This window comes from Bradyrhizobium sp. ORS 278 (assembly GCF_000026145.1).
Classification (GTDB): domain Bacteria; phylum Pseudomonadota; class Alphaproteobacteria; order Rhizobiales; family Xanthobacteraceae; genus Bradyrhizobium.
The window spans coordinates 3,988,968-4,008,853 of sequence record NC_009445.1 but is presented as its reverse complement, the minus strand read 5'-3'; the positions used below and the strand labels follow the sequence as shown (position 1 = coordinate 4,008,853).

The 19,886-nt window shown below is 66.0% G+C and carries 15 protein-coding genes and 1 tRNA gene; 6 read left to right on the top strand and 10 right to left on the bottom strand.

Annotated elements, in window-relative coordinates:
- Positions 1-115: 115 nt before the first annotated feature.
- The 3 genes from BRADO_RS17915 to BRADO_RS17905 are packed head-to-tail and all read left to right on the top strand — an operon-like array spanning position 116 to position 4,729.
- Positions 116-1,135, top strand: coding sequence for a TRAP transporter substrate-binding protein (locus BRADO_RS17915; protein ID WP_041756673.1), 1,020 nt, complete (start codon positions 116-118; stop codon positions 1,133-1,135).
- 35 nt (positions 1,136-1,170) lie between these two features.
- Positions 1,171-3,057, top strand: a complete 1,887-nt coding sequence (locus tag BRADO_RS17910; protein WP_011926737.1) for a TRAP transporter large permease subunit — start codon at positions 1,171-1,173, stop codon at positions 3,055-3,057.
- A 28-nt stretch (positions 3,058-3,085) separates the two neighbouring features.
- On the top strand, positions 3,086-4,729 hold the full coding sequence (locus BRADO_RS17905) for an acyl-CoA synthetase (RefSeq protein WP_011926736.1): 1,644 nt from the start codon (positions 3,086-3,088) through the stop codon (positions 4,727-4,729).
- A gap of 199 nt (positions 4,730-4,928) precedes the next feature.
- Here the strand turns inward: BRADO_RS17905 and BRADO_RS17900 are convergent, their stop codons facing one another.
- The 7 genes from BRADO_RS17900 to BRADO_RS17870 form a co-directional block, all read right to left on the bottom strand.
- Entirely contained in the window at positions 4,929-5,558 is a 630-nt protein-coding gene (locus BRADO_RS17900) for an antibiotic biosynthesis monooxygenase (protein ID WP_011926735.1), read from the bottom strand.
- Positions 5,559-5,732: 174 nt separating this feature from the next.
- On the bottom strand, positions 5,733-6,533 hold the full coding sequence (locus BRADO_RS17895; protein WP_011926734.1) for an MBL fold metallo-hydrolase: 801 nt from the start codon (positions 6,531-6,533) through the stop codon (positions 5,733-5,735).
- On the bottom strand, positions 6,530-7,321 hold the full coding sequence (locus BRADO_RS17890; protein ID WP_011926733.1) for a TatD family hydrolase: 792 nt from the start codon (positions 7,319-7,321) through the stop codon (positions 6,530-6,532). The genes BRADO_RS17895 and BRADO_RS17890 overlap by 4 nt, the downstream gene beginning before the upstream one ends.
- Entirely contained in the window at positions 7,321-9,438 is a 2,118-nt protein-coding gene (gene metG, locus BRADO_RS17885; RefSeq protein WP_011926732.1) for a methionine--tRNA ligase, read from the bottom strand. Before metG ends, BRADO_RS17890 begins: the two co-directional genes overlap by 1 nt.
- A 69-nt stretch (positions 9,439-9,507) precedes the next feature.
- Complete coding sequence (locus BRADO_RS17880) at positions 9,508-10,548, bottom strand: DNA polymerase III subunit delta' (RefSeq protein ID WP_011926731.1); 1,041 nt, start codon at positions 10,546-10,548, stop codon at positions 9,508-9,510.
- Positions 10,545-11,225 carry a dTMP kinase gene (gene tmk / locus BRADO_RS17875; protein WP_011926730.1) on the bottom strand — a complete coding sequence of 227 codons (681 nt, stop codon included), beginning with the start codon at positions 11,223-11,225 and terminating at the stop codon, positions 10,545-10,547. The genes BRADO_RS17880 and tmk overlap by 4 nt, the downstream gene beginning before the upstream one ends.
- 4 nt (positions 11,226-11,229) lie before the next feature.
- On the bottom strand, positions 11,230-12,489 hold the full coding sequence (locus BRADO_RS17870) for a D-alanyl-D-alanine carboxypeptidase family protein (RefSeq protein WP_041756672.1): 1,260 nt from the start codon (positions 12,487-12,489) through the stop codon (positions 11,230-11,232).
- Between the two features lie 163 nt (positions 12,490-12,652).
- Between BRADO_RS17870 and BRADO_RS17865 the strand changes: the two genes are divergently transcribed.
- Positions 12,653-13,606 carry an alpha/beta fold hydrolase gene (locus BRADO_RS17865; protein ID WP_041756671.1) on the top strand — a complete coding sequence of 318 codons (954 nt, stop codon included), beginning with the start codon at positions 12,653-12,655 and terminating at the stop codon, positions 13,604-13,606.
- On the opposite strand, the gene BRADO_RS17860 is transcribed toward BRADO_RS17865, so the two are convergent.
- On the bottom strand, positions 13,603-13,977 hold the full coding sequence (locus tag BRADO_RS17860; RefSeq protein ID WP_011926727.1) for a GNAT family N-acetyltransferase: 375 nt from the start codon (positions 13,975-13,977) through the stop codon (positions 13,603-13,605). The genes BRADO_RS17865 and BRADO_RS17860 overlap by 4 nt on opposite strands.
- Positions 13,978-14,362: 385 nt before the next feature.
- Here BRADO_RS17860 and BRADO_RS17855 point away from each other — a divergent pair, with 385 nt between their 5' ends.
- Positions 14,363-17,587 (top strand): IPT/TIG domain-containing protein, encoded by a 3,225-nt coding sequence (locus BRADO_RS17855; RefSeq protein ID WP_244422839.1) that lies wholly within the window; start codon positions 14,363-14,365, stop codon positions 17,585-17,587.
- 87 nt (positions 17,588-17,674) lie between these two features.
- Here the strand turns inward: BRADO_RS17855 and BRADO_RS17850 are convergent, their stop codons facing one another.
- Entirely contained in the window at positions 17,675-18,595 is a 921-nt protein-coding gene (locus BRADO_RS17850) for a septal ring lytic transglycosylase RlpA family protein (protein ID WP_083794904.1), read from the bottom strand.
- 443 nt (positions 18,596-19,038) lie between these two features.
- Complete coding sequence (locus BRADO_RS35060; RefSeq protein WP_157872584.1) at positions 19,039-19,521, bottom strand: hypothetical protein; 483 nt, start codon at positions 19,519-19,521, stop codon at positions 19,039-19,041.
- A 144-nt stretch (positions 19,522-19,665) separates the two neighbouring features.
- Here BRADO_RS35060 and BRADO_RS17845 point away from each other — a divergent pair.
- Positions 19,666-19,755, top strand: a tRNA-Ser gene (locus BRADO_RS17845).
- Positions 19,756-19,886: the final 131 nt, after the last annotated feature.

Sequence of the window (19,886 nt, the reverse complement as noted above, 5' to 3'; positions counted from 1 at the left end):
GCGGCCCATCGCTGCAATAAGCGCAGACGGACGTCTGTCGATGTCGCTGGATTCGTCCGCGACGTCATCCGGCGCAACGATGCAACAAGAAGAAGCTTCTCAGGGAGAAACGAGAATGAGCCTGTCACGACGCGCGCTGTTGAAGGCCAGTGCGGCTTCGGCCGTCCTGGGTGGGATCGCGGCCCCGCATGTCGCGCGCGCGCAGAGCGCCGAATTCACCTACAAATATGCCAACAACCTGCCGGACACGCATCCGCTGAACGTCCGCGCCAAGGAGATGGCGGCGGCGATCAAGGCCGAGACCAACGGCAAGTTCGACCTGCAGATCTTCCCGAACAACCAGCTCGGCTCCGACACCGACATGCTGAGCCAGATCCGCTCGGGCGGCGTCGAGTTCTTCACGCTGTCGGGCCTGATTCTCGCAACCCTGGTTCCAGCAGCGTCGATCAATGGCATCGGTTTCGCGTTCCCGGACTACGACACGGTCTGGAAGGCCATGGACGGCGATCTCGGCGCTTATGTGCGCGGACAGATCACCAAGTCCGGCCTGATGGTCATGGACAAGATCTGGGACAACGGCTTCCGCCAGACGACGTCCTCGACGAAGCCGATCAACGGCCCGGACGATCTCAAGGGCTTCAAGATCCGGGTGCCGGTGTCGCCGCTCTGGACCTCGATGTTCAAGGCGTTCGAGGCGGCGCCCGCCTCGATCAATTTCAGCGAGGTCTATTCGGCGCTGCAGACCAAGGTCGTCGAGGGCCAGGAAAACCCGCTGGCGATCATCTCGACGGCGAAGCTGTACGAGGTGCAGAAGTACTGCTCGCTCACCAACCACATGTGGGACGGCTTCTGGTTCCTGGCCAACCGCCGCGCCTGGGAGGCCGTGCCGGCCGACATGCGTGCGATTGTCGCCAAGCACATCAACGCCGCCGCCGTGAAGGAGCGCGAGGACGTCGCCAAGCTCAATGCGGGCCTGCAGCAGGATCTCGCGACCAAGGGCCTGACGTTCAATCAGCCCAATGTCGCGCCGTTCCGCGACAAGCTGCGGACCGCCGGCTTCTACGCCGAGTGGAAGGGCAAGTATGGCGATGAGGCCTGGGCGCTGCTCGAAAAGGCCGTCGGCAAGCTGTCGTAAGTGCAGGGGCGTCGTAGGCGCGTTCAGGTGACGTCATGGCGCATGCCGAGTTCACGGAAATAGCCATCAGCGAGGTGGTCATCGAGACCCCTCGCCGTTGGTCCTGGCTTCTCCGCCTGGAGGCCCTGCTCGGCCTCCTGGTCGAGATTCCGGCCGCGCTGCTGGTGTTAGCCGAGATCGTCATCCTGTTCGCCGGTGTCGTCGCGCGCTACGGCCTGCACCGGCCGCTGATCTGGTCGGACGAGCTCGCCTCGATCCTGTTCCTGTGGCTCGCGATGCTCGGCGCCGCTGTGGCCTTTCGCCGTGGCGAGCACATGCGGATGACGGCGATGGTGGCGCGCGCGAGCCCGGGTTTTCGCGCCTATCTCGATCTGGTCGCCACGACGGCCGCGCTGGCGTTCCTGCTGATGATCGCCTTGCCGTCGTGGGAGTACGCTTACGAGGAAAGCTATATCACCACGCCTGCGCTGCAGATCTCCAACATCTGTCGCGCGGCCGCATTGCCCGTCGGCATCGGGCTGATGGCGATGTTCGCCCTGATGCGCTTGGCGCGCGCCGGCAATCTTAGAACGCTGTTGCTCGCAGCTGCCACTGTCGCTGTCATTCTGGCGCTGTTCTGGGTGGCGCAGCCGATGCTGAAGCCGCTCGGCAATCTCAACCTCGTGATCTTCTTCGTCGGCGTCGTCGGCTTGTGCGTGTTCGCTGGCGTCCCGATCGCGTTTGCCTTTGGCCTCGCGATCTTCGGCTATCTGGCGCTGACCACGCGCACACCGCTGATGGTGCTCGTCGGGCGCATGGACGAGGGCATGAGTCACCTCATCCTGCTTTCGGTACCGCTGTTCGTCTTCTTAGGCCTGCTGATCGAGATGACCGGTATGGCGCGCGCCATGGTCGCCTTCCTGGCAAGTCTGCTCGGCCACGTCAGAGGCGGCCTGCACTACGTGCTGGTCGGCGCCATGTATCTCGTCTCCGGCATCTCCGGCGCCAAGGCGGCCGACATGGCCGCGGTCGCGCCGGTGCTGTTTCCCGAGATGAAGGCGCGCGGCGCCAAGCCCGGCGATCTCGTCGCCCTGCTCGCCGCCACCGGCGCGCAGACCGAGACCATTCCGCCGAGCCTGGTGCTGATCACGATCGGCTCCGTGACGGGCGTGTCGATCGCGGCGCTGTTCACCGGCGGCCTGCTGCCGGGCGTGGTGCTCGCGGTCACGCTATGCACGCTGGTGTGGTGGCGCTATCGCGGCGAGGACATGAGCGGTGTCCGCCGCGCCACCGGCGCCGAGATCGGCAAGGCGTTCATGGTCTCGGTCCCTGCCCTGGCCCTGCCCTTCGTGATTCGCGCCGCCGTGGTCGAGGGCATCGCCACCGCGACCGAGGTCTCGACCATCGGCATCGTCTATGGCGTCCTCGCCGGCCTCCTGATCTACCGACGCTTCGACTGGCGGCGCCTGATGCCGATGCTGGTCGAGACGGCGGCGCTGTCCGGCGCCATCCTGCTGATCATCGGCACGGCCACCGGCATGGCCTGGGGGCTCACCCAATCAGGCTTCTCGCGCTCGCTGGCGGCCGCCATGACCGGGCTGCCGGGCGGGCCTGCGACCTTCATTGCCGTCTCGATCATCGCCTTCACGATCCTTGGCAGCGTGCTGGAAGGCATTCCGGCGATCGTGCTGTTCGGGCCGCTATTGTTTCCGATCGCGCGAGCCGTCGGCGTGCACGAGGTGCATTATGCCATGGTCGTCATCCTGGCGATGGGCATTGGCCTGTTCGCGCCGCCATTCGGGGTCGGATACTACGCCGCCTGCGCGATCGGCCGGGTCGACCCCGCCGAGGGCATCCGGCCGATCTGGGGCTACCTGCTGGCGCTTCTCATAGGCCTCATCATCGTTGCGATTTTTCCATGGATTTCGACCGGGTTCCTGTAAACTCTTGAGATGACAAGGGAGGGCAGCCATGAGCACGAACCAGTACCAGCTCGGCCTCGACAAGAACCCCGCCAATTACGTGCCGCTGACCCCGCTCAGCTTCCTGGCGCGCAGCGCGGCCGTCTACCCCGATCACGTCAGCACGGTCTACGAGGGTCGCAGCTTCACCTGGCGCCAGACCTATGAGCGCTGCCGCCGCTTCGCGTCCTATCTCGCCGGCCGCGGCATCGGCACCGGCGACACCGTGGCGGCGATGCTGCCGAACATCCCGGCGATGAACGAGGCGCATTTCGCCGTGCCGATGACAGGCGCGGTGCTCAACACGCTCAACATCCGCCTCGATGCGCCGTCGATCGCGTTCCAGCTTGATCACGCCCAGGCCAAGATCATCCTGGTCGATCCGGAATTCTCCGGCGTGATCAGCGAGGCGCTGAAGCTGATGAGCGGCGCAAAGCCGTTCGTGATCGACGTCGATGACGCGTCCTACGCCGGCGGCAGCCGTATCGGCGAAATCGAGTATGAGGCCGCCGTCGCCACTGGTGATCCCTCCTTCGAGCCGCGCCGTCCCACTGATGAGTGGGACGCGATTGCGATGAGCTACACCTCGGGCACGACCGGCAATCCCAAGGGCGTCGTGACGCATCATCGCGGCGCCTATCTTAACGCGGTCAGCAACATCCTCGCCGGCGGGCTCGGCCAGCATCCGGTCTATCTCTGGACCCTGCCGATGTTCCACTGCAACGGCTGGTGCTTTCCCTGGACCATGGCGGCGGCGGCTGGCGTCAACGTCTGCCTGCGCAAGGTCGAGCCGACGAAGATCTTCGAGCTGATCAAGACCCACGGCGTCACCCATATGTGCGGCGCACCGATCGTCTACAACGTGCTGATCAATGCTCCGGACGCGCCCAAGGGCAAGCGCGACAGACCGGTGGTCGGCCTGATCGCCGGCGCCGCGCCGCCGGTCGCCGTGCTCGAAGGCGCCGAGAGCATCGGCATCAAGCTGACCCATGTCTACGGCCTCACCGAGGTCTACGGCCCCGCCTCCGTCTGCGCCGAGCAGCCCGGCTGGGACGATTTGCCGGCGCCCGAGCGCGCGCGGATGAAGCGCCGCCAGGGCGTGCCCTATCCGCTGCAGGAAGCCGTCACCGTGCTGAATCCGGAGACGATGCAGGAGGTGCCGCGCGACGGCGAGACCATCGGCGAGGTCATGTTCCGCGGCAACATCGTCATGAAGGGCTATCTCAAGAACGAGAAGGCCACGCAGGACGCCTTCGCCGGCGGCTGGTTTCACACCGGCGATCTCGGCGTGCTCGACGAGCACGGCTACGTCATCATCAAGGACCGTTCCAAGGACATCATCATCTCCGGCGGCGAGAACATCTCCTCGGTCGAGGTCGAGGACATCCTCTACAAGCACCCCGCCGTGCTGTTCGCCGCCGTCGTCGCCAAGCCCGACCCGAAATGGGGCGAGGTCCCCTGCGCCTTCATCGAGCTGAAGGACGGCGCCCAGGCCAAGGAAGCCGAGATCATCGCCTATTGCCGCAGCCACATGTCCGGCTTCAAGACGCCGAAGGTCGTGGTGTTCGGCCCGATCCCGAAGACGTCGACGGGCAAGATCCAGAAGTTCCTGCTGAGGAACGAGGTAAACTCGGCGAAGGCGATTTCGGCGTAGCCACACGAGTAGCGCGGGTTAGCCGCAGGCGTAACCCGCCGGCCCCTGGGGACATGGCGGATTACGCCGCGCTGATCCGCCCTACGCACTTCGCATCGTAGCCTGGATATCAGCCCAGTCGTCATTGCGAGCGCAGCGAAGCAATCCAGAGTCCTTGCTGAGCCCCTGGATTGCTTCGCTACGCTCGCAATGACGCCAACTAACTCTCCCTGCTCTTCTCTGGATAGTACTGCGGCGCCTCGCGGCGATCGTACATGCCGTAGTCTCGGGCGACTTCGACCACGCGGATGTTGTCGGCGCCGGGTTCGGCGAGGAGTTGAGCGCTCAGCGCGATGCCGGTGGGCTCATCCGGCAGCTCGATCAAATGCGCGAAGCGACCGTCGCGATAGACGCTGAAAAAGCTCTCAACCGGTAGCTCCGTTGGGGCGCTCAGCTTCGGCTCTGCCGTCTCCAGCACCAGCACATAGGTCGGCGCGCGCCGCTTCGGATCGTTGTACGTCCCTCGCCGTTCCGGCGCCCACGCCGCCTGCCCCGGTCTCACCTCGTGCACCAGCTCGGAGACGCGCAGGCGATAGTCGGAAAACACCTTGTCGCGGCCGAGGGTCTGGACGTCGTGGTGATGGGCGTGGACGCGCCAGGCGGTCATGGCGCCCTCGTCCTGCCAGATCTGGTAGGACAGGATCAGGTTCTCGCGCGACAGGCTCTTGAAGCGATCGAGGAACAGGCAGCCGCCGAGCGCGTCGAGCTCGGGCCGCAGCGCGGCTGCGAGCTGGAGGTACTGATCGAGACGGCCGGGCTTGACCTCGACCTCGAAGAACAGCGACAGCATGGCAAGCTGCTCCTTGTTAGTTCGCGCAATGACAGATGCTGCGTAGGGTGGGCAAAGCGGCGCCGTCAGGCGACGCGTGCCCACCATCGGGCAGCGTACTCATCAGCAAGATGGTGGGCACGGCGCCACTTCGATCTCACTCGAGGACAGAGCGCGGACGCGCCTTTGCCCACCCTACGCAGTCACTTCCAGCCGCATCCCGTCATACGCCGGCACCACGCCGGCCGGCAGGCTCTGGCGCAGCACTTCGTAGTCGAGGTCGGCGGTCATGTTGGTGATGACGGCGCGCCTGGGCTTGAAGCGCTCGATCCAGGCGAGCGCGTCGTTAACGGAGAAATGGCTCGGATGCGATGCGGGGCGCAGGCCGTCGACGATCCACAAATCGAGATCCTCCAGCGCACCCCAGCTCTCCTCGGGAATGTCGTTGAGATCGGGCGTATAGGCGGCGTCGCCGATGCGATAGCCGAGCGCCGGGATGTTGCCGTGCTGCACGAGGAACGCGGTCAGCTTCATCTCACCGCCCTTCCCCTCCACCGCCCGGGTTTCGCCGGCCTCGATGGAATGCTGCGTCAGGATCGGCGGATAGTCGCTGCCCGGGGGCGAGACGAAACAGTACGAGAACCGGTGCATGATGTCCTTGGCCGTCGACTGGTTCAGGTAGACCGGGATGCGCCGGCGCTGGTGCAGCACCACAGAGCGCAGATCGTCGATGCCATGGGTCTGATCGGCATGCTCATGCGTCAGGAACACCGCGTCGATGTGATCGACCTGGGTATCGATCAGCTGCTCCCGCAGGTCCGGCGAGGTGTCGATCACCACGCGCGTTACACCATGCGCGCCGCGGCGCTCGGCCAGCAGCGAGCAGCGGCGGCGACGATTCCTGGGGTTGTTCGGATCGCAGGCGCCCCACCCCAGCGCCGGTCGCGGCACGCCGGCCGAGGAGCCGCAGCCGAGGATCGTGAGCGTCAGGGTCATGCCAGCACCTCGGGTCGCGGCACCTTGGCGAACAGCTTGAAGAACGTCTCGGTGGTCTGGCGCGAGAATTCCTCGAACGACACGCCGCGGGTTTCCGCCAGCACCTTCGCCGTCTCCACCACATAGGCCGGCTCGTTGCGCTTGCCGCGGAATTTGCCGGGTGCCAGATACGGCGCGTCGGTCTCCACCATGATGCGATCGGCCGGCACCTCGGCGGCGAGCGCGCGCAGCGTCTCCGACTTCTTGAACGTCACGATGCCCGTGAACGAGATGTGCAGTCCGAGATCGATTGCCTTCATCGCCAGCTTGCGTCCGCCGGTGTAGCAATGCAGCACGGCCTTGAAAGGTCCGCGCGCCATTTCCTCGTCGAGGATGCGGCTGCACTGCTCGTCGGCCTCGCGGGTGTGGATCACCAGCGGCAGGCCGGTTTCCCGGGCCGCGGCGATATGGGCGCGGAACCCGCGCTCCTGCGCGTCCTTGGAGCCGTGGTCGTAGAAATTGTCGAGCCCCGCCTCGCCGAGTGCGACGACCTTGGGATGCCTGGTCAGCGCGATCAGCTCCTCGGCCGAAATGCCGTCCTCCTCATCTGCATTGTGAGGATGCGTGCCGACCGAGCAGTAGACATTCTCGAACCGTTCTGCGATCGCAAGCAACTCGGGTAGCCTGCGCACCCGGGTCGAGATCGTCACCAGGCGGCCGACGCCGGCAGCGGCGGCGCGCGTGACGATGCCATCCAGATCCTCGGCAAAATCCGGAAAATCCAGATGGCAATGAGAGTCGACCAGCATCACGCCGCGCTCGGCTCGATGTAGCGCGGGAACACCGCCTGCGGCGCTGGCAGCTGCGTGCCCGGTGCGATCCGCACCTCGCCGCCGAGCCGCGCGAAGCTCCGCTCGTCCTCCGGGATTCCCAGGCTGTCGAGCAGCTTCGCCGACGCGGCGGGCATCACCGGCTGAGTCAGGATCGCGACCTGCCGGATCACCTCGGCGGTGACATAGAGCACGGTGTGCTGGCGCTTCGGATCGGTCTTGGCCAGCGCCCACGGCGCCTCGCCCGCAAAGTAGCGGTTGGCCTCGGCCACCACCGACCACACGGCATTGAGCCATTGGTGGATCTGCTGGGTCGCCATCGCCTTGCGCGCCGCGCCGATCATCGCATCGGCCTCGGCCAGGATCGCTTGATCGTTGGCCGAAAACTCGCCGGGCTCCGGCAGCACGCCGCCGAACTGCTTGGTGATCATCGACAGCGAGCGCTGCGCGAGATTGCCGAGGTCGTTGGCGAGATCGGCGTTGATGCGCGCGACGATCGCCTCGTGATTGTAGTTGCCGTCCTGGCCGAACGGCACCTCGCGCAGGAAGAAATAGCGCAGCTGGTCCACGCCGTACTGATCGGCGAGGTTGAACGGATCGACCACATTGCCGACCGACTTCGACATCTTCTCGCCCCTGTTGAACAGGAAGCCGTGGGCATAGACCCGCTTCGGCACCGGCACGCCGGCCGACATCAGGAACGCCGGCCAGTACACCGCGTGGAATCGGATGATGTCCTTGCCGATGACGTGCACGTCGGCCGGCCAGAACTTCCAGTTCGCATCATTCTCATCGGGGAAGCCGACGCCGGTGATGTAGTTGGTCAGCGCGTCGACCCAGACATACATCACGTGCTCGTCGTCATGCGGCACGCGGACACCCCAGTCGAACGTCGTGCGCGAGATCGAGAGGTCCTTCAGGCCGCCCCGGACGAAGCTCGTGATCTCGTTGCGCCGCGCATCCGGCCCGATGAAATCGGGCTGGTTCTCGTACAGCGCGAGCAGCTTGTCCTGATAGGCCGACAGGCGGAAGAAGTAGCTCTTCTCCTCGACCCACTCGACCGGCGTGCCCTGCGGCCCGCGGCGGACATTGTCCTCGCCGACGACCGTCTCCTCCTCGGCGTAGTACGCTTCGTCGCGCACCGAGTACCAGCCCGAATAGGTGTCGGCGTAGATATCGCCGTTCTCGAGCATGCGCGTCCAGATCGCCTGCACCGATTTGTGGTGGGCGGGCTCGGTGGTGCGGATGAAGCGGTCGAACGAGACGTTCAGCCGCTCGTCCATCTCGCGGAAGCGGCCGGCATTGCGGGCCGCGAGCTCCGACGGTGTCAGGCCCTCGTTCTGCGCGGTCTGCACCATCTTCAGGCCGTGCTCGTCGGTGCCGGTCAGGAAGAACACGTCCTTGCCGTCGAGCCGCGCGAAGCGCGCGATGGCATCGGTCGCGATGGCCTCATAGGCGTGGCCGATATGCGGGCTGCCATTGGGATAGGCGATCGCGGTCGTGACGTAGAAGGTGTTGGCGTTTTCAGTCGCGGCCGCGACGGGCGTCGCGTCCTCCGCGGTATCGGTCGCCTCGATCTCGACGATCTCGACTTCAGCCACTTCGATCTCGGCGATCTCGATCTCCGGAGCCGCGGCAGCCTCGACCTTCCGCTTGCGCGGGGTCTTTGGCTTTGCGGCGCGCGGCGGCGGCTTCGGGCTTTCGGCGACCGCTGGCGCAACTAGCTTCGGAGCAGGCGCCGGCTTCGTCTCGGCTGGCTTCTTCGATGGCGCGGGCTTCGTGGCGGCGGCTTTGGCCGCAGTCTTCTTGGCCGGTACAGCGGGCTTGGTCGCCGACTTCGCGGCCTTCTTGGCAGCCTTTGGTGACTTGCCCTTGGCCGGCGCGGACGACGCTTTGCCCTTCGTGGCCTTGGCTTTGGCGGCATTGGCTTTGGCGGCCTTGGCCTTCTTGTCCTTGTCCGCCGCGGCCTTCGCCTTGGTCGCGCCGGCTTTGGCCTTCGCGGGCGACTTCGAAGCCTTCTTGGCGGCAGCCTTCGTCGCGGCGCCCTTGGTCGCCGGCTTGCCCTTCTTCACGGTTGTCTTGCTGGCCTTGGCCACGGCAAATTCCTCTTTGACGCCGTCGGTGGACGGATTGATCCTGATGATCCCGGGATGATGGTCGGCGCGTTACCGCGTGGCTTCGGCGAGCATCCCGAACACCGAGAAAACCAGCGGTTTTCGCTCCAGATTATAGGATTCGGTGTCGCGCGCGGCGCGGACGATCTTTTCCCATACCTCCGCCAGCCGTGCAAGGCGCGGCAGTTCCGCGTTGGGATCCCCTGCCCGCAGCCGTTCCGCCACCCAGCGTTCGATGCTGTCGAGGAAGCTGGCCAGCGCGACCCGGTCGCTGGTGCCGAGCGCGTCGCCCAGGGCATGCAGCTCGCCGGCGTCGATTCGCGGCAGGCTCGCGAGCAGCGCTGCCGTGCGGGTCTGCAGTTGCAGCCCGTCGCCGCCCATCAGCATCAGGGTCCTGGAGACGCTGCCCTCGGAGGCCTTGGCGGCCTCGCGCAGCGCCGGCTCGCCGCCATCCATGCCGATGGCCTCGGCCGCGGCGCTGATGACGTCCTCGGTCGACAAGGCTCGCAACGACAGCCGGCGGCAGCGCGATTTGATGGTGGCGAGCACCCGCGCCGGCGCGTGGCTGACGAGCAGGAACAGCGATTGCTGCGGCGGCTCTTCGAGGATCTTCAATAGCGCGTTCGCTGCGTTGGGATTGAGCTCGTCGACGGTGTCGACGATGCAGATGCGCCAGCCCTCGACCGCTGCCGTCGAGCCGAAGAACGAGATCGTCTCGCGCGTCTCGTCGACCGTGATGACGGTGCGCAGCACGCCCTTGTCGTTCGCCGACCGCTCCAGGGTCAGCAGCCCGCCATGCGCTTCCGAGGCGATCAGCCGGGTGACGTGATCGTCCGCATCGACATGGAGCGATTCGGCGGCAAGCACCTCCGCAGCCCTGGGATCGCGGTGCGTCAGCACGAAGCGCGCCATGCGATAGGCCAAGGTCGCCTTGCCGATGCCCTGGGGCCCACCGATCAGCCAGGCATGCGCCATCCGTCCGCTGCGGTAGGCCGACAGCAGCGCCGCCTCCGCCTCGCAATGCCCGAACAGCGCCGTGGTCTCGCGCGGATGCCGGACCGCAATCTCAGGCTCGACCTTGCGCGCGCTCATGACGCCGCCGCCACGGCCGTGAACAATCGCTCGCGCACCGCGTCCCAGACGATATTCGACACAGCCTCGGCGCTCGCGGTCGCGTCGATCAGCACGCAGCGCCTGGGCTCAGTCGCCGCAATCTTGTGAAAGGCGTCGCGCAGACCCTTGTGGAACTTGATGTCCTCGCTTTCGAACCGGTCCGGCGCGCCGCTGCCCCGCCGCGCCGAGGCGCGCTGCAGTCCGACCTCGACGGGCACGTCGAGGATCAGCGTCAGATCCGGCTTGAGATCGCCGATCGTGACCCGCTGCATCGCGTTGAGCACGTCGGGCGCGACTTTGCCCTGGCTGCCCTGATAGGCCCGCGTCGAATCGAAGAAGCGGTCGCAAAGCACCCAGCTGCCCTGGTTGAGCGCCGGCAGAATCACGTTGCGGACATGGTCGTCGCGAGCGGCCGCGAACAGCAGCGTCTCCGCCTCCGCGCCGAGCAGCTTGCCCATGCCGGACAGTACGAGGTGGCGCATGATCTCTGCGCCCGGCGAGCCGCCGGGCTCACGGGTCAGCACGACGCGCACACCGTCTTTCTCCAGGCGGTCTGCCAACATCTTGATCTGCGTGGATTTTCCGGCGCCCTCGCCGCCCTCGAAGGTGACGAACCGGCCGCGGCCAGGACCACGTTTCAAAGCTGCATCCGCCATGTCTTCAGAGCTTCTCGGCCCCGGCGCGGAACATTCCGATCACGAGCTCGCTGGCCCCATCGATCGCGCGCCGCATCGTGGACCCCATGCCCACTGCCTCGCCGGCATAGACGGGGGCCTCCATGGCGATATTGGGGCCGCGCCAAACCCTGACAACCCCGACCTTCTGCCCGGCCTCGACCGGCGCCTTGACCGGGCCGCTATAGATGATGCGCGCGAGCAGCTTCTCGCCGCCGTTCTTCTGCACCATCACTTTGACCGGCACCGGGCTCGACAGCTTCACCGAGCGGCTCTCGCCACCGAATACTTTGGCGTAGCCGAGCGTCTGGTCGGCCGCGAAAAGGGTGCGGGTCTCGAAGTTGCGGAAGCCCCATTCCAGCATCTTCTTGGCCTCGGTGGCGCGGTCCTCGGGATCCTCCAGGCCGTTGACGACGACGATCAAGCGCGTGCCGTTCTGCACGGCGGAGCCGACCATGCCGTAGCCGCCCTCCTTGGTGTAGCCGGTCTTCAGCCCGTCCGCGCCTTCCATCGCGTTCAGCAATGGATTGCGGTTCTGCTGGCGGATCTTGTTCCAGGTGAATTCCTTCTCGCCGAAGATCTTATAGAACTCCGGGAAATCCAGGATGATGTGGCGCGCCAGCATCGACAGCTCGCGCACCGTCATCTTGTTGCCGGGATCCGGCAAGCCGTTGGAATTGGCGAAGGTCGATTTGGACAGGCCAAGCTCGCGGGCGCGCTTGGTCATGTAGTCCGCGGCAAAGATCTTCTCGTTGCCAGCCATGCCCTCGGCGAGCGCGATGCAGGCATCGTTGCCGCTCTGGATGATCGCGCCATGCAGGAGGTCGCTGACCGGGACCTTGCTGTTCAGCGCGGCGAACATCGTCGAGGTGCCGGACGGCGCCCCGCCCTTGCGCCACGCGTTCTCGCTGATCCGGTATTCGTCGTTGAGCTTGACCGTGCCCTCCTTGACGGCGTTGAACACCACCTCGGCGGTCATCAGTTTCATCATGCTGGAGGGCGCGCGCAACTCGTCGGCGTTCTTCTCGAACAGCACGCTGCCGCTGGTCGCTTCAACGAGGATCGCGGTCGGTGCATCGCCATCGAAGCCGCCATCGTCTTTCTTCGCGCCTTGGACGCTCTGGTTGGCGGCGTAGAGCATCCCGCTCCAGCCGATCACCAACGCCGCCGTCACGACAAGGAGCGCGCGCGCCGTCCATCCGGTCGTGAAACCGGAGCGGCGGAACGGTGAGGTCATGAAAGCCATCGGCCAAGCCCTGGAGCGCACGCCATTTCTACCAGCTGGCTGCAGCGCAAACAACTCGGCAGTCATGCGGGTGCAGCTGCTGTCCCATGGTTTGCGCGGTCGCGCGTGTGGTGCGATAGGGTGGGGAAACATCAGAAGAGCAAAGGCTCAACGGGAGGGCGGAATGTCATCCACGCGGATGGTAAAGGCAAATGGGATCGAGCTGTTCGTGCGGGAACAGGGTGAAGGTCCGCTCGTCCTGCTGTGTCATGGCTGGCCGGAGCTGTCCTATTCCTGGCGGCACCAGATTCCGGCCATTGCCGCGGCCGGCTATCGGGTCGTGGCGCCCGACATGCGCGGCTTCGGCCGCACGCAGGCATCTTCCGACGTCACCGCCTATTCGATCTTCGATCATGTCGGCGACATGGTCGCGCTGGTCACCGCGCTCGACGCGGACAAGGCCGTCATCATCGGCCACGACTGGGGCGCGCCGGTGGCCTGGCACGCGGCTTTGTTCCGGCCCGACATGTTCACCGCGGTTGCCGGCCTGAGCGTGCCGCCGCCGTTCCGCGGCCGCGGCAAGCCGCTCGACACGCTCAAGGCCGGCGGCATCGCGAACTTTTACTGGCAGTACTTCCAGACGCCAGGCATCGCCGAGACCGAGCTCGAGCGCGACGTCGCGCTGACCATGCGCACAATGCTGGCGCGCGGCTTCTCCGACCCGCAATCGCTGTTCGTGGCGCCGGACAAGGGCTTCCTCGGCGAAGCGGATCCCAATCTGCCGCTGCCCGTGTGGCTCAGCGAGTGCGACCTCGCCGAGTTCGTCGCGGCCTATCGCGCCTCCGGCTTCCGCGGCGGTCTCAACTGGTATCGCAACATCGATCGCAACTGGGAGCTGACCGCGCCGTGGCAGGATGCGCCAATCCGCCAGCCCTCGCTGTTCATCGCCGGCAGCGACGATGCCGTAATCAAGGGGATCATCGGTGCCAAGCGGGTCCAGGACATGGAGCGCGTGCTGCCGAATCTCCGGCGCAAGCTGATCATCGACGGCGCCGGTCACTGGATCCAGCAGGAATGCGCCGATGAGGTGAACGCGGCGCTGATCGGGTTCCTGCAAGAGGTGGCGCCAGCCTGCTAGCGCGCCAGCGCCAGCTCCATCCGGCGATGCGACGGCGTCGCGTCGCCGGCGATATCAAGGAAGCCGAGCCGTGCGTAAAACCGCATCGCATCCTCATTGCTGGCCGCCAGCGGCAGGGACAGCATTTCGGCGCCCGGCTCGCGCCCCGCCGTGGCGACAGCCTCCATGATCTCGCGCCCGACGCCGGCGTTGCGGGTGCCCGGCAGCAGCGCCAGATCGACCACATGCGATTGCGCCGCTGTACGGTCGAGCAGCAGCCGCCCGACCGGCGAACCATCGCGCAGGATGACGAGCGATTGCGCCTGCGGATACTGCACCGCATAGCCCGCGACCTGCGCGCGGTATTGCTGCGCCAGCGAGCCACACGTCAATCGCGCGATGTCAGCACGCTGCAGTTTGACGGCTGAAGCCCGCAAATCGCCGGATGAGTTCAAACCGCCAGGCGGGTCCGTCGTTTGCGGATGAGTTCGCAAGGCATCTCGGATGTCCGTATCCATCCGGGCCATCAGCGCTCGCCCTGAAATCAATTGGTTAATTTTATCTGGCTAATCGAGATTAAGAAGGTTCCCGTGAGATTCGGAACCGCGGCGACGACGCCGGGCAAATCAGCCGATCAGAGATCATCCTCTAGATGAGCGAACCAAATCGGACGGTGCTTGATCGAGACTCAGGTTCTTTCCGGGAGCGCCTGAGCGAATGATGGGCCGATCGGCGAACGGTCTTGAGTTGATCCGGCTGAGCCTGCGGCGCGCGCTCATGCCTGTCTGGGTCGCCGTCGTCCTGCTGCTCGGCTCGATCCCCGCTGCTGAGGCCGGCTGCAATCTCACGTCCAACTCGGCGACCAGTGCGACGATCATCATGCTCGGGACGGGCCCGGCCAATACACTCGGCGTGTGCGTCACCAAGGACGCCGTGCTCTGGGGGCTCTACGGCACATCGAACGGCGCCAATCCGAATGCCGACGCGAAGAACAATCTTCCGATGACCGCGAACGGCCAAACCTACACGAGCCTGAGCTACACGACCTCGAAGGCAAGCTATTCGCTGGTGCCCGTTCCGATCGGCGGCGACACGTCGCAGCTGCCGGAGTACGACCTCACGATCAACACGCTCGCGGGCTCCGGCACCGACACGATCACGTTGTGGTATGCGAGCGACTGCTCACATGCCGCCAACGGCTGTAGCGGCGCGGGCACGACCAACACCACCTTCACCATCAACGTCGTCCTGCCCTCGCCGACCGTGACCGCGATTGCGCCGTCCGCCGGCCCGATATCGGGCGGAACGAGCGTCACGATCTCCGGCACGGGATTTACCGGGGCCAGCGCCGTCAAGTTCGGCGCCGCCAACGCGACGAGTTTTACCGTCAATTCGTCGGCCTCGATCACCGCCACCTCGCCGGTGGGCACGGCCGGCGCCGTCGATGTGACCGTCACCAATTCCGGCAAGACCTCGGCGACGTCGGCCGCCGATCAGTTCACCTACACGCCGGCGCCGACGGTGACTGCGATCTCACCGGCGACCGGGACCGCGGCGGGGGGAACGTCCGTGACAATCACCGGCACCAACCTGGCCGCGGCCTCCGCAGTCAGGTTCGGAAGCACGTCCGCGGCGAGCTACACGGTCAACTCGGCGACGCAGATCACCGCGACGTCCCCGGCCGGCAGTGGAACGGTGGACGTGACCGTCACGACGGCCGGCGGAACATCGGCGACCTCGGCCGCCGATCAGTTCACTTACATTCCCCTCGTGACAGCAATCTCGCCGGCATCCGGGCCGACCACCGGCAGCACCGCTGTCACGATCACCGGCAACGGCTTCACCGGTGCGTCGGCGGTCAAGTTCGGCGCCGCGAATGCAACGAGCTTCACGGTCAACTCGGCGACGCAGATCACCGCGACATCGCCGTCGGGGGCGGCCGGGACGATCGACGTGACCGTGACGACCAGCGGGCAGACCTCGCCGACCTCCGCGGCCGATCAGTTCACCTATGCCGCCGCCCCGACGGTCACATCGATCTCGCCGAGCTCTGGTCCAGCCTCCGGCAGCACCTCCGTCATCATCACCGGCACAGGTTTCACGGCAGCAACCGCGGTCAGCTTCGGCGCGACGGCGGCGACGAGCTACACGGTGAACTCCGCCACTCAGATCACGGCCTTCGCCCCGGCCGGCACCGGCACGGTCGACGTGCGCGTGACGGGCGTGGGAGGCACGTCGGCGACATCAGCGGCCGATCAGTTCAGCTATCTCGGCGCGCCCGCGATCACCGCGATCTCGCCGGCCACGGGTCCGTCCGCCGGAGGGACATCCGTGACAATCTCCGGGTCAGGGTTCGCGGGGACGACGGGGCTGGGCGCGGTGAAGTTCGGAGCGGTGAACGCCACGAGTTATACTGTCAACTCGGCAAGCTCCATCACGGCGATCGCGCCGGCCGGGACTGGAGCCGTCGACGTGACCGTCACCAACAATGCGCAGACATCGGCCGTGACGGCTGCAGGCCGGTTCAGCTACGTGACGACAGCGACTCAGACCTCACTTGCCTCATCGCGGAACCCGAGCGAGTTTCGCCAGCCAGTCACCTTCACCGCGACGGTGACGGCCGTCAGTGGCACCGCGACGGGCACAGTCACCTTCGCCGACGGCGGCTCGCCGATCGGCTCGGCGACCCTGTCGGCCGGCGTCGCCACGTTGACGATCTCGATGCTCGCGGTCGGCAGCCACAGCATCACCGCGAGCTATGCCGGCAGCACTCTGTTTTCGGCCAGCACCTCGCCCGCTCTCGCCCAGACCGTGAACGTGCCGATCGACAGCGTACGGCTGCGCTCGCTCCAGCAGACCGTCAGCAAGATGGTGGCGCAGAATTCGGGACAGGCGCTCTCCGGCGCGATCGACGATGCCATCGCCGACGGCTTCAGCGATGGCGGCGGGACGTTCATGACGCCCGGCAGCACCCGCATGCGCTTCAACTTCTCCGTCGATCCGCGCGATCAGGACGAGCGGGCGGCCGACCGGGTCGGCGGCGGCACCGACGCCTATTCGTCCGGACTGCCGGGCGCGCCGCAGCGCGGCCGCGCCGTCAACCGCAATCGCGTCGACGATGCCTTCGCCGCCATCGATCGCGGCGAGAAGAAGCAGGCGGCGCCGAACTGGCACGAGCAGAAGGAGTGGCTGCTGTGGGCCGACGTCCGCAACAGCGGCGTGGATCGTTGGGGAACGACGACAACCGGCGGCGTCACCCAGGCCAGTCAGGCCTCGCTCTACGGCCAGCAGCTCAACGCCGCGATGGGCCTGACCTATCGCGCCACCCCGAGTGTCCTGGTCGGTGTGCTCGGCGGCTACGAGACGTTCAGCTACACCCAGCAGGACATCAACGGCAAGCTGAAGGGCGATGGATGGACCACCGGCGCCTATCTCGGCTGGAAGATCGTGCCGACCTTGCGCTTCGACGCCGCACTCGCCTATTCAGGCACCGGCTACAATGGCAGCGCCGGCACCGCGCAGGGCAGCTTCACTGGGCAGCGCTGGATGGCCTCCACGGGGCTGACCGGCACCTACAAATGGGCGGGCTTCGTGATCGAGCCATCGGCCAAGGTCTATGCACTGTGGGAGCACCAGAACGCCTACACGGATTCGCTCGGCACCCGGCAGGGCTCCTATGACTTCGCCAGCGGCCGCGCCTCCGGCGGTCTGCGCGCCGCCTACACCGTGGCCTCGCTGGACAGCGGCCTCATGCTGACGCCCTTCCTCGGCATGTATGGCGACTATTACTTCAACAAGGAGGACGCCAACGCGCTGGTTGCCAATGCGCCGGCGTCGACGCCGCTGCTGCAGGGCTGGTCGGCACGCGCGACCGGCGGGTTGGGTATCCGGACCGCTGGAGGCGCCGCCCTGGGCTTTGGCGCCGAGCGCGGCGGCATCGGCGGCAGCATCCGCGCCTGGACCTTCGCGGCCAGGGCGCGCTTGCCGTTCGATGCGCGATGATGTCGACGCGCCGCCCGGGGTTCAAGCCGCCCCGTCACGGGGCGGTCAGGCTGACCGGCCGCGTCTCGAAGTCAGGGAAGACTGTCGTCAGTAAAGGCCGCGGCCACTCATGATGTCGCGGGCCTCGTCGGCGCCATCATTGCCGCTGGCTTGACCCTGCGGGACATAGCGGCCGTCCTGGTCATACGAGACTGCGCGCGGGTTATCGAGGATGCGCCCGCGCGTCCGGCTCGAGGCCGACATTTCCGATGCGGCGCCCATCGAGGCCATGGCGGCCGACGTGTCGCCGAGCGTATAGGGGCGTCCCTCCGGCAGCGGGATCTCGCCGCGAATCGGCCGGCCGGAGCCGACCTCGGGAACGAACGGCTTGGCTGAGGCGACGCGCACCAGGGATGGCGCCGGCGCCGGGATGCCGGTGCGCAAGGTGGCGATCAACTGCGTGTCGTCCGAGCCCTCGAGCGGCGCCCGGCCGACATATTCGACCCGGACACGCGCCACGCCGCTGCCCTTGAACTCGAGCAGGTCGGCCGCCTTGTTCGAAACGTCGATCAGACGGTTGGCATGGTAGGGGCCGCGGTCGTTGATTCGAACGATCAGCGATTTGCCATTGGCGAGGTTGGTGACGCGCGCATAGCTCGGCATCGGCAGCGTCGGGTGTGCCGCCGTCAGCGAGGTCATGTCGAACACCTCGCCATTGGCGGTCAGGCGGCCGTGGAAATCATCGCCGTACCAGGACGCCATGCCCTCGGCGCGGTAATTGACGTCCTCCTCCGGCACGTAGGTCTTGCCGGCGACCGTATACGGCTTGCCGATCCGGTAGACGCCACCGCCCTTCGGCACCGGCTCGCCGAAGCCGACGACGCGCGGGCTCGACGACACGCCATATTTCGGATCGACCTTGCTGGCGAACTTGTTCGATGAGGCGCAATTCGCGACCATCAGGCAGGCCAGGATAGCGACGGCACTGCGCACCGCTCGCCCGGCCGGATCTGTTTGAGCAATCCCCATCGACCCCGAATACCACTATGCCGGTCGTCGCCCGAGCCCCATCCATCGGCCCGCACGTCCCAGCGTCTCCCCGAGTCGCGTCCCCCGCAACTCACTGCACAAGAATAACGCAACCCGAACACGGCGGAAATGGGGTGGCCCCAGCCGTGGTTAACCGGAGCTTTCCGGAGCGTCTCGCCCCTGTCACAGCAGTTGATCACCCGTGCGTTAGCTGCCCAGGCGTGCAGTCATCAGCACGGCATGGTTGCAAGTGCACCTTTTTAGACACATATGTTGCGTGGAATCCTCACCGCGTGCCGTTCTCATTTACCGGTCCCTGAATCATTTTGACTGTGCAGGGCTGCACGTCGTTTCCTTCACACGGGGCGCAACAAGGGTGTGTTCACGATGATCGAAGCAATGACAGCGGTGATGGGCTTGGTTGGCGCCGGCATCTTCCTCGCTCACGCATTTGAAGGTGTCCGTTCGCGGGCCTGAGATGGAACGGTCGGACAGCCGGCGTCATGGCCGGCTTTCGTCCGCTCACCTGTTCCGACTGACGACAGCGACACTTCAGGATGACCTGAAGCCAGGATTTCCATCAGCAGCGTTTCAGCGACCATTTTTGAAAGCCTTTGATTGAGTTCGGACCGGCGCTCCTGCCGCATCCGTTGAACTGCAGATCGATTTGACCCGACGATACCCGCCTGTCCGCTGACGGGTGGAGTCGATAGACCTGAAGCGATCGGCAAAGCGCGAATGCAAAGATAATTCCAGCGCTGGACGGCGAAATCTGTCGCCGCCCTCACCCAGGCGACTGCGCGGAATGTAGCGCAAACTGACATTGCTCGTCGTTGTTGCTCGTCTTCGACGCTGGCCGGACTGGCTCGGTCGCACGCAAAGCCGAGTCTCCTTGCTCGCGGGGGCAGCCGCAAATTATCAGCCATGATCGTCCGTCCCCCCAAACGAGCACCTCTCGGGGGCAGCCCGGGCGACGTCTTGGCCGCAATCGCCGACGATCCGCAGAGAGGCGACATCCTTCGCCTTGCGTTCAATCGCCCCATTCGCTAAGCGGTTGAAACTGCTGAGACGGAAGGGTGGCCGAGTGGTTTAAGGCACCGGTCTTGAAAACCGGCGTGCCCGCAAGGGTACCGTGGGTTCGAATCCCACCCCTTCCGCCAGGGTCTGCCAATGATCTCTGACGAGAGACGGCACCTGCATCTCAGACAGCGACGAGCGCAGTCGGACTCCGGAACTGAGCGCCGACGTGTCCGACAGACGCGGAGCAGCCGGTCAACTTGAGCGAAAGATC

Excerpts from the sequence above, each read along its gene's own strand:
- BRADO_RS17870 (WP_041756672.1), bottom strand. The coding sequence starts at position 12,489 with ATGGCTTTCATGACCTCACCGTTCCGCCGCTCCGGTTTCACGACCGGA.
- BRADO_RS17890 (WP_011926733.1), bottom strand. The coding sequence starts at position 7,321 with ATGCTGGTCGACTCTCATTGCCATCTGGATTTTCCGGATTTTGCCGAG.
- BRADO_RS17880 (WP_011926731.1), bottom strand. The coding sequence starts at position 10,548 with ATGAGCGCGCGCAAGGTCGAGCCTGAGATTGCGGTCCGGCATCCGCGC.
- BRADO_RS17900 (WP_011926735.1), bottom strand. The coding sequence starts at position 5,558 with ATGCTGTCGCTGTTCTTCGAGGTCGAGGTCAAGCCCGGCCGTCTCGAT.
- BRADO_RS35060 (WP_157872584.1), bottom strand. The coding sequence starts at position 19,521 with ATGGCTGATAATTTGCGGCTGCCCCCGCGAGCAAGGAGACTCGGCTTT.
- BRADO_RS17910 (WP_011926737.1), top strand. The coding sequence starts at position 1,171 with ATGGCGCATGCCGAGTTCACGGAAATAGCCATCAGCGAGGTGGTCATC.
- BRADO_RS17895 (WP_011926734.1), bottom strand. The coding sequence starts at position 6,533 with ATGACCCTGACGCTCACGATCCTCGGCTGCGGCTCCTCGGCCGGCGTG.
- tmk (WP_011926730.1), bottom strand. The coding sequence starts at position 11,225 with ATGGCGGATGCAGCTTTGAAACGTGGTCCTGGCCGCGGCCGGTTCGTC.
- BRADO_RS17915 (WP_041756673.1), top strand. The coding sequence starts at position 116 with ATGAGCCTGTCACGACGCGCGCTGTTGAAGGCCAGTGCGGCTTCGGCC.
- BRADO_RS17850 (WP_083794904.1), bottom strand. The coding sequence starts at position 18,595 with ATGGGGATTGCTCAAACAGATCCGGCCGGGCGAGCGGTGCGCAGTGCC.
- BRADO_RS17865 (WP_041756671.1), top strand. The coding sequence starts at position 12,653 with ATGTCATCCACGCGGATGGTAAAGGCAAATGGGATCGAGCTGTTCGTG.
- BRADO_RS17855 (WP_244422839.1), top strand. The coding sequence starts at position 14,363 with ATGCCTGTCTGGGTCGCCGTCGTCCTGCTGCTCGGCTCGATCCCCGCT.
- BRADO_RS17905 (WP_011926736.1), top strand. The coding sequence starts at position 3,086 with ATGAGCACGAACCAGTACCAGCTCGGCCTCGACAAGAACCCCGCCAAT.